Below are 2,431 nucleotides of genomic sequence, written 5' to 3'. Positions count from 1 at the left end.
CCTCAACGGTTTCAACTTCAACCAGTCGATTCTCGATTCTCAAGGTCGTGTAATCGGTACTTGGGCCGATGTGTTAAACCGCGCTGGTATCGGTATGGAAGTAATGCACGAGCGCAATGCACATAACTTCCCCTTAGACTTAGCTAGTGGTGAACAGGCTCCCGTAGCTCTGACTGCTCCTGCTATCAATGGTTAATTCCTAGTCTGAACGAAAAGGCACTCCCGCGAGGGGGTGCTTTTTTGTTGTTAGAATTATGATATAGCTCAATGTTAAATGGAATCAATTTTATGTTATCTTCTCTGATAATTGAACTGGAACAAAAGTTACGAGACTGTTCTCTTGAAGATAAAAGATGGTTATTGGAGCGGTTACATCAACAATTAGGATTGAATAATCAAAAAACAACTAAACAAGCATTAATAGATAGTTGGAATGAAGCTTATAGTGATGGATTGGACGAATCAGAAACTTTAATGTTAGAGGGAATACGCCATCATCAACGCCAATTATCTGAGTAAATATGACGATTTTTCAAGGAGAGATTTATTGGATTGATTTAGGAGAACCACAAGGTTCTGAAACTGCTTATCTTCCTCCTTGTGTTGTGGTGCAAAATGATGCTCTGAATCATTCACAAATTGGGACGGTTATTGTGTGTTGCATTAACAACCAATTTGAGACGAGCAAAAGCTATTGGTAATGTTTTATTGAATGAGGGTGAAGGGAATTTACCTGAATCCAGTGTTGTTAATGTTTCACAGGTTTTCACGGTTGATAAGCGTCTTTTAACGGAGTCTATCGGAAGACTTTCTCAGGAAAAAATCAAATTAATTATTCAGGGAATTAAGTTGCTTATTGAACCTCAAGAACTCGAATAATAGGGGGTTATAAAAGGATTTAAATAATCCATTTACCCTTAGACTTAGCTAGTGGCGAACAGGCTCCTGTGGTTATGACCGCTCCCGCTATCAATGGTTAAGTTCTAATCCACTAATTATGACAAGAAAGGTCGGGGCAAACATTAGCTTGCCCCGACCTTGTTTTTGTACATGGTGAAACGTTAAACAAGCAAATTCGCTCGATAATTCCCGAATGTCGTCGGCTAAGAGATTTTTAATTCGGCCTTGACGATACGATGATCGGGGAATCCCGTGGCATCTTTTGAGCAGTCAAAAGGAACTATAGAAGAACTCGCCGACCAATTTTTGGCAGTTCCACCGACAAAAACAGCATCTAAGATACCGTTAAAATTTGGATTACATTGAGTGGATAGACAATTATTAGAAGCTAAACAATCCGGTTGAATCCACTTTAATATGTTGTCTCGATTGAGCTTATTGAAAGCCGTATTACCTCTTCGTTCATTGAGATCAAAATCGAAGTTAAAGTCTCCCACTATAATCGTCGGTAAACTTTGCTGATTGCTCCAATTTCTGACGAAATCAGCCTGTTGGTTTCTTCTTTCCTCTTCACGACGGTTGAAATGGTTGACCATAAATAAAAATTCAGTCCCGTCCGCGAGAAGTTTAAATTGACCCACAAGCGGATTTCTTGACCCTCCAGAACCCGATAAATTATTGATAGAACCCACTAATTCTAACTGACTTTGATCGTAAGCGATCGCTAATCTATCTTGACCGCCCGTTTCTCCCAAGACTGAGGTAAAATTTGAACCCATAGCTTGAGTGAACTGATCGAGATCGTCTTGATTCATCACCTCTTCAAGACCCCAAAGAATGACCTCTGGATGCTTTGTAATTTCCTCGGCCACTTTATCGGGGGTGGTGTCTCTGGGGTTAAAGTTTGGTGATTCTACGTTATAGGTGGCTAATTGCAACCCGTATATAGGAGGATTCGGAGGGGGGTTAACCGAATCTTCCAAAACTTGAGCGACATATTTTTCTATAATCCAACCTTGTTGGGAGGGGATTTGTACTTTTAGCCAATGCTTTTCCCTATCGGTTTCGGTCACTGTGGCCGTTACACCATCGGGTAATCTTCCCTTTAAACTCGGAAAAGGATTTTCGTGCAAAGGAACACCTTGAGGATTTGTGGCTTTAAGCTGTACTTGCTGACCTACCTCTACATCTAAGGCGAGGGCTGGGTCGGCAAAGATAAAGCCTCCCCAAGCTATTATCAAGATGACAATGCCGAGCAGTCTTTTCATTGGTTTGACCTGTACTCTTTACTGTTCATCATCGTAAACGTTTAGGGGTGAAAGCGGCATTCACAGGAACAAGCAAATTCTGTCTTTGATTGAACGGTATTTTGGATTGGTTGTCCCGTACATAGGGCTTGCTGAATAAATCTAAAAACCTTGTTGGATAAGGCTTTTAGACTTTTTTGACCTCAAAAAGTGCCGACCATTGGAGGGATCGGGGGTAAAATTCAGGTACTTTTTCCCTGAAAATTAGGTAACTGACCCCCTCA

At 41.1% G+C, this 2,431-nt stretch carries 2 protein-coding genes and 2 pseudogenes; 3 read left to right on the top strand and 1 reads right to left on the bottom strand.

The window, feature by feature from the left end:
- From O9295_RS17835 to O9295_RS27475, 3 genes and pseudogenes are all read left to right on the top strand, one after another.
- A pseudogene (locus O9295_RS17835) lies at positions 1-196 on the top strand (hypothetical protein); the annotation flags it as partial.
- Between the two features lie 71 nt (positions 197-267).
- Positions 268-519 (top strand): hypothetical protein, encoded by a 252-nt coding sequence (locus tag O9295_RS17830; protein WP_353851874.1) that lies wholly within the window; start codon positions 268-270, stop codon positions 517-519.
- Positions 520-521: 2 nt separating this feature from the next.
- Positions 522-879: pseudogene (locus O9295_RS27475) on the top strand (type II toxin-antitoxin system PemK/MazF family toxin).
- A 224-nt stretch (positions 880-1,103) separates the two neighbouring features.
- Here the strand turns inward: O9295_RS27475 and O9295_RS17815 are convergent.
- Positions 1,104-2,168, bottom strand: coding sequence for an endonuclease/exonuclease/phosphatase family protein (locus O9295_RS17815; RefSeq protein ID WP_288034243.1), 1,065 nt, complete (start codon positions 2,166-2,168; stop codon positions 1,104-1,106).
- Positions 2,169-2,431: the final 263 nt, after the last annotated feature.

It is taken from the genome of Microcystis sp. LE18-22.4A, from assembly GCF_027531105.1.
In the GTDB taxonomy this organism is placed as follows: Bacteria; Cyanobacteriota; Cyanobacteriia; order Cyanobacteriales; family Microcystaceae; genus Microcystis; species Microcystis aeruginosa.
The sequence above is the reverse complement of the archived record's forward strand: the minus strand, read 5'-3'. Positions and strand labels throughout refer to the sequence as shown.

Coding starts and splice junctions, on each gene's coding strand:
- O9295_RS17830 (WP_353851874.1), top strand. CDS start 268: ATGTTAAATGGAATCAATTTTATGTTATCTTCTCTGATAATTGAACTG.
- O9295_RS17815 (WP_288034243.1), bottom strand. CDS start 2,168: ATGAAAAGACTGCTCGGCATTGTCATCTTGATAATAGCTTGGGGAGGC.